Below are 6202 nucleotides of genomic sequence, written 5' to 3' on the forward strand. Positions count from 1 at the left end.
TGTCGAAGATATTTATTGGCATTACAAGTCTGAAAAACACATTTATTTTTTAATCATTGATGGTAAGAAAAAATCAAGACGATTTTATGAGGAAGAGCTCATGTAAGTAAATCAGTGAAGAAATGTACTTTAAATAACACCTTTCACGCATCGGGCTATTCGTCCCTTGGTCCGCCAGAGGTATTCCGTTGAGGTGGATTAAGACGGAATACCCTGTGAAACGTAGTTACTTGTATCGCAGTAATCATTAAGCTAACGGGGAACAATAGTGGAATGAAGCGGATTGCAGCGACAGTCTGCTTTTTTATTGTAGTAACAGGCAGGATAAAAAACTCCTCTACTAAGTGAATGATGGTAGCTATTCTTAGTATGGTAATTTGTATCAAATTTTTTAGGAGGTTGAAATGATAACAAAAATAATCGATGGCGTATCAATTGATTTGAAAGAAGATTTTGATTTTGATTTTCTATCCGAGTATGGCAGGGTCTTTACTGTCTTCGATAAGCAGGATTCTGGCTATTTATGCTTTGGAATTCAGAACGAAAACGATAAGCTATTCTTGAAGATGGCAGGTGCAGCAACTTTAGAAAGTAATGTAAGTATTGATGAAGCAATAAATCGACTTCAATCAACAGTATCTGTTTACGAAGATTTACGTCATCCCAAGCTTATTGATATGATTGAACACAAGGAGATAAAAGGGGGATATCTTACTGTCTTTGAGTGGTTTGAAGGCGAATGTATGGGCAAACAATATAGTTTTTTTGGTAAATTCATATATTTGCCGCTCGAAGAAAAATTGGATATTTACAAGGACGTATTATTATTTCACATACATGCAAATAAATGTGGTTATATCTCTATTGATCGCCTGAAGAATTTCAACTAGGAGCAGAGATTGATGAAAGGTCAAATGTCTTTTTAATGGGGGCTACCGCTTTTCAAATGATTGGAGGCGGAAAGGATCGTTCATTTGATAAATGGCAAGCTACTGAGCAGCAATATTTGACAGCTCTAAAAGCTGTCAATACTGAAAAAGGCGATCGATATCAAACAATTGATGAATATTACAAAGCATGGAATAAGGCTTAAAAAACGAGTGTTACGCTAACGGGGATACGAATCTCGACGTGGGCGTGCCGAATCAGGTGCGTATTACGCAGTATACGGTTGAGGGTGACCCCATCTTCTATGAGCTGATCTATGATGGGGCTGAGGCGATTGCGTATACGTACGACAACTCGAGGGACGGGTTTGGCAGCGATGCAGGTCGTCCGAGCACGGTGTGCAAGGGTATTGAGTTCGAGGAGAACAAGGAGTTCGGCTCCCATTACAAGCTAACCGGATGTGATAATGAAACCAGTAATTCGTTCTGGTTCACGAACATAGAGGCGGAAGCCGAGCAGGGCAGCCAATAAGCACAATAAAACACATAACTACACCGGTAGTTCAGAATTAACCGCTCAGTAAAATGGGCGGTTTTTCCTATTGCACGAAAATCAACAATCAAGAATAACAGAGCCTTTAAATAAAAACAGTGAGGTAGTCCGTCAAATATCATTAATGAATATTTGATCATATACCCTTCCTTCATTAAATTAACGGGGAACGTTAGTTCTATACAGAATAACTAAGACGAGGCTGCCGGCAGGAACGGTGGCCTCATTAGGCTATTGGGCAGTTATGTGCCATTATTTTATGGCCATGGTACACTTCGAATATACTGGGAATAGTTTTGAGGAGGAGGTTACTGGTTTATGGAAATCTGGGTTCCATATGAAAAAGTCAGAAATCATCCTCCTGATTTTAGAGTACTAATTCATTATCGGGACCCGAAAAGACCACTGGAATGTTCGAGAACGACGACAGGCAGCCGGCTTCTCACCAGCTGCCTGTCGTCGTGCTATTACGGTTCCGGCGGCGAGGCGTTCATTGCGGCGTAGTCCCGACGAACTCCTGCATCAGCTGATTGAACTTGTCGCGTTCGTCGTAGAACGAGCCGTGCCCGCTGTACATGAACGGCACGAGCCGCGAATGGGGAATTTTTCGATGCATCTCCTCCGCCTGGCTGAACGGAATGACCTGGTCATGAATGCCGTGCACGATCAGCGTCGGCACCTGGATGCGAGACAGGTCAACATTCAAATCGAAGTCCCGTAGCATGACGATAATCGCGGCCGTCGACCAGCCGGCGGCTTGCATGCCCATCCGATTGAACCAGTCCGAGAATGGCTTTGTGATGTACCTGAAGAAGAAAATGTCCGTCACGCCGAGCATCATGTTCGCCCGGTCGTTCAACGTTTGCTTCAGCAACTGTGCGGCCGTCTCCTTGGTGAAGCCGCGCGGCGCCGCCGCGTCGATCAGTACGAGCTGGGATACGCCGCCGCCATTGTACCGCACGACGTATTTGATCGCGATCGCGCCTCCGGTCGAATGTCCGGCGAGCACGAAATCTTTCAACTGCAGCGCATCGACGACGGCGCGGATATCGTCCGCAAGCCGCTCTAAATTATAGCCGCCGTAGGGCCGGTCCGACTTGCCGAAGCCACGCCAGTCGATGCCAATGCAGCGGTAGCCCATGCCCGGCAGCACGTCGAACTGATATTCGAACTGGTCATGGCTGAGCGGCCAGCCATGAAGAAACACTATCGTCTTGCTTCCCGTCGGGTTGATATCCTCCACGTAGAGATTTACCCCCGGCTCTACTGATACGTAGTATCCCACCGTCAATGCCTCCGCGAATCAAAATCCTATCTCGATATGATACGCGCTCAGCGCCCAAATGTGAATGCCCGAGCGGAAGCGCGGCGGTCCCGGTTCGTCGATTCTATAGACTAGGGATTCTCGCCATCATCTCAATCCCCTTGTTCTTCTCGCTGAAGACGTGCAGCGTACCCCCGAACGATCGGATGATCTGAAAGCCATATTTAATTTGAGCAAAAGGTAAACCGCTAAATAAAACTACAATATCGCTGACGAAGTGGCGATTATTTGTACGTAAATAGTAATTTATTGCAGTTCCTCTCACGGAGTCGGCGACATGCCAGCAAATGAACTAATGGGAACGATAGCACAATATAAGGGGCTTCCGAGAACTGTCTACTGTATTAAGCTAACAGACAGTTTGGCTCAATACAGGAGGGGTGTGGTAAAATTAGTAAGCTAAGAGAGGTGAAAATGATGAAATCAATTCTAGGAATTGCTTTTTATTTTTGTGCCATTTTGTTTCTGGTTTATTATTTTGTAGGGGTTAGTTTTATTAAGGCTATACAGATGGCAGTGCTTATAACCATGGTACATATCTTAATCCATCTCATAGACAGATTTTACAAGAGAAAAGAGAGACGTAAGGGACGTAGCTGAGGGGGGGCAGTATTTCCTTTTTCATTACGCTAACGGGCAGGATAGTTAAAGAATTGTCGAGAATACTGTAGTTAGAAATTGTTCAATAATTGTATAGAAAGAAGACAGTGATAAGCGTTACTCTCCATAAAAGAGGTGGAAGCATGGCAATCCAGGATTCCGTTGAAGGTTATATTGAAATACAAACACAAGCAGAGATGGATTGTTATTTTGATTCTGTCAGTGGATTTCATAATGGTTTAATTAAGGAAGTCCACTTAATAAATGACGCATACATTGATAAAAATTTATCAATGGTTTGCGGTCTAAGTACAGTAAGAGAATCCTTATTCAACTTCAATGGGAAAAACCATCCACTGTCGAACTTCTTCTAGGTGATGTTGTCGAAATGAACTTACCTAAATTGAATTACGAAATATATAATTCTTTTGGTTCAATTCATATTTCTAAAGCCAATGAAACTCCTGAAATAACGATAAATCTCGATGGCAATGTATTTGTCTGTCGTAAAATGTTATTTCGCGATGTCTCCGAATGGATGGGAAGAGAAAGTCGATTTGGTGATGAAATTATAGTGAACAATTCTTTCCCAGTAGAGAAATTAGAGGATGGTTGGGTACTATGTTCAAACTGTTTTGAAGCGTGGCAACCGATTAATAGGAAAGTGTTAAAATGTCCGAAGTGTTTTTTTGGATGCAGAATTACAAACAACAGGCTGTCGGCGCTCGGCGGCTTGTTGAGCTAACGGGCAGGTTAGTTTAATGAGTGTTGCAATCCAAGTATGGTATAATTAAGTAGTAGTAGCCTTATTTGGATATTATTGGTATCAAAGGATTGATGAAATGAGTTCTTATTTAAATGGTGAAATTATTCCAGGGATTAGCATAGGAACGTTTATGCTTGGTTGGGGCATGACAGAAGTTATGAATCAGATTTCCTTCCCTTACGATTTTGAAGAAAGTGCTTATAAAGGGCGATTCCATATAATAGCAGGAGATTGTATTGATTTCTATTTACATCCCGATACAAAGATTCTGCAACAAATAACTGTACATGGTGATTATAAAGGTAAATTTAGAAATGAAATCGGGATAGGAACTATCCTATCTAATTTGAAAACAAAAATACCTTATGAGGTTGATAAAGAAGATATGGAATGTAGCGTAGTTTTGCCTGACTATAAAGGAATATTTATTAATACGGCAAATTGGGGTGATGATAGGGCTCCAATTGAATTTATTAGTATATATATCCCTCATTAAATATAAGTTAATTGTACGATTGTGAGGGAGATGATTAAGCTAACGGGACACGATAGTTCCAACCCTGAAGGGCTGCCATATGGCAGCCCTTCGCTACGCTAACGGGGAGATTAACTTGGCGAATAGTGAATGTGTATGGATGGTTATCTTATTTGAATCCGAACAATGAATCATAATATATAATCAATTAAGTTAATGGGACACTATAGTTTAACAATCTTCAGAACGAGGCTGCCGGCATGAAACGGCAGCCTCGTTGAGCTAACGGGCAGGATAATTGAGTAACTGTATAGAATTTCCTTATTCTGGATTGTTGTATTAAACTACAATTTAAATCAGAGGAGAAATGGAATGAAACGAATCATTTTAGTGCAACATTGTCAGTCAGAGCATCATATAAACGAAATGTCAGGGGGATGGACAGATACACCGCTCACAGAACTAGGAAGAAGACAGGCTGAGATTATCGCAAAAAGACTGAGAGACGGTTTAGACAATAGTGGAAACATTCTCTATTCTTCAGATTTATTGAGAGCATCACAAACAGCAGAGATCATAGGGGAACAAATGGGACTTGAAGTAAACATAAACAAGGAACTTCGGGAAATCAACACGGGTATTGCGACAGGTAAAAAAAAAGAATGGGCGAGAGCTAACAGAAATCCGAGAACAGGCAGTAGCTTTGACTTGGACTATCAAGAATTTCAAAAAGGTGAAACTTGGAGACAGTTGTATAGGAGAGTTTGTGACTGCTTAGAGTTACTATGTGAAACGAATGAGAAGAATTTACTGATCGTAACCCATGGTGGTACCCTAGCCTATATAACCGCATGGTGGCTACAATTTTCCGAACAGATGCTAGGAACTGCATACTTTTCTGCATCACCAGCTAGCATTTCTGTATTGACTCGAAACGGTTTTAACCAAAATGTCTTAGAAGTATTTAATGACTCCTCTCATTTGTCTTTATTAAACTAACTGGGAACGATAGCTGAATAAAGTCACAGCGGCAGCCGGTCAAAACGATCGGCTGACTTTGTTGAACTAACGTGCAGGTTAACTTTAAAAGAAAATGAAAGAGGCTGCTCCGCTTAGGAACAGCCTCAAATAAATTATTTCTTAAATATCTTCAAAATATCCAGTGCTTTGTTATAAACAAATCTTTCCCATCTCGCTAATAAACTATTTCCATTATCCCCGTTCGCGATTTGAGTAGCGTGTCGTTTATGAACCTCTGCTACTCGTTGATTATGTTTATTATGAAATGTGTTGAAACGTTGGTGGCGAAGGTTTGTTTTTGCGTTCATAGTTTATCCCTTCTTTCCATTTTTTATAATTATATCATGCATGATAATTTATCCTCAACAAGATCATCGTTACGCTAACGGGATACATTAGCACAACAATAAGACTGCTGCCGGCAATCAAATTTATAGAACTGACTAGACGCTCAATAACTCTTGCCGCTCTAATCTTTCCACCTCATCATCATGTAAAGCTGCTCGACGCTTTAGGAGCTCATATGTCTCACTCCACTCGTCAGGGTATCTTGTCCATTGAATTCGCTTATACAATT

Annotated in this window: 9 protein-coding genes; 7 read left to right on the forward strand and 2 right to left on the reverse strand. The window is 41.4% G+C overall.

All coding sequences use genetic code 11. The annotated features are described in order from the left end of the window. Positions 1 to 404 precede the first annotated feature (404 nt). The 3 genes from AC1DLI_RS34020 to AC1DLI_RS34030 are packed head-to-tail and all read left to right on the forward strand — an operon-like array spanning position 405 to position 1419. The gene (locus AC1DLI_RS34020) at positions 405 to 890 is read left to right on the forward strand and encodes a hypothetical protein (protein WP_477610102.1); all 486 of its coding nucleotides are present in this window, start codon (positions 405 to 407) and stop codon (positions 888 to 890) included. 56 nt (positions 891 to 946) lie between these two features. Next, entirely contained in the window at positions 947 to 1093 is a 147-nt protein-coding gene (locus AC1DLI_RS34025; RefSeq protein WP_477610104.1) for a hypothetical protein, read from the forward strand. Positions 1094 to 1131: 38 nt separating this feature from the next. Then, positions 1132 to 1419, forward strand: a complete 288-nt coding sequence (locus tag AC1DLI_RS34030; protein ID WP_477610106.1) for a DUF4362 domain-containing protein — start codon at positions 1132 to 1134, stop codon at positions 1417 to 1419. Positions 1420 to 1930: 511 nt separating this feature from the next. Here AC1DLI_RS34030 and AC1DLI_RS34035 read toward each other — a convergent pair. Further along, complete coding sequence (locus AC1DLI_RS34035) at positions 1931 to 2725, reverse strand: alpha/beta fold hydrolase (RefSeq protein WP_477610108.1); 795 nt, start codon at positions 2723 to 2725, stop codon at positions 1931 to 1933. A 782-nt stretch (positions 2726 to 3507) separates the two neighbouring features. On the opposite strand from AC1DLI_RS34035, the gene AC1DLI_RS34040 reads away from it, so the two are divergent. The 4 genes from AC1DLI_RS34040 (at position 3508) to AC1DLI_RS34055 (ending at position 5604) form a co-directional block, all read left to right on the forward strand. Further along, complete coding sequence (locus tag AC1DLI_RS34040) at positions 3508 to 3738, forward strand: hypothetical protein (protein WP_477610110.1); 231 nt, start codon at positions 3508 to 3510, stop codon at positions 3736 to 3738. 14 nt (positions 3739 to 3752) lie between these two features. Then, positions 3753 to 4109, forward strand: coding sequence for a hypothetical protein (locus tag AC1DLI_RS34045; protein WP_477610112.1), 357 nt, complete (start codon positions 3753 to 3755; stop codon positions 4107 to 4109). A gap of 97 nt (positions 4110 to 4206) precedes the next feature. Next, the gene (locus AC1DLI_RS34050) at positions 4207 to 4626 is read left to right on the forward strand and encodes a hypothetical protein (RefSeq protein ID WP_477610114.1); all 420 of its coding nucleotides are present in this window, start codon (positions 4207 to 4209) and stop codon (positions 4624 to 4626) included. 351 nt (positions 4627 to 4977) lie between these two features. After that, positions 4978 to 5604 (forward strand): histidine phosphatase family protein, encoded by a 627-nt coding sequence (locus AC1DLI_RS34055; protein WP_477610116.1) that lies wholly within the window; start codon positions 4978 to 4980, stop codon positions 5602 to 5604. A gap of 134 nt (positions 5605 to 5738) precedes the next feature. Here AC1DLI_RS34055 and AC1DLI_RS34060 read toward each other — a convergent pair whose 3' ends face one another. Further along, positions 5739 to 5933, reverse strand: a complete 195-nt coding sequence (locus tag AC1DLI_RS34060) for a hypothetical protein (RefSeq protein WP_477610117.1) — start codon at positions 5931 to 5933, stop codon at positions 5739 to 5741. Positions 5934 to 6202: the final 269 nt, after the last annotated feature.

This window comes from Paenibacillus sp. 01T443 (assembly GCF_056398325.1).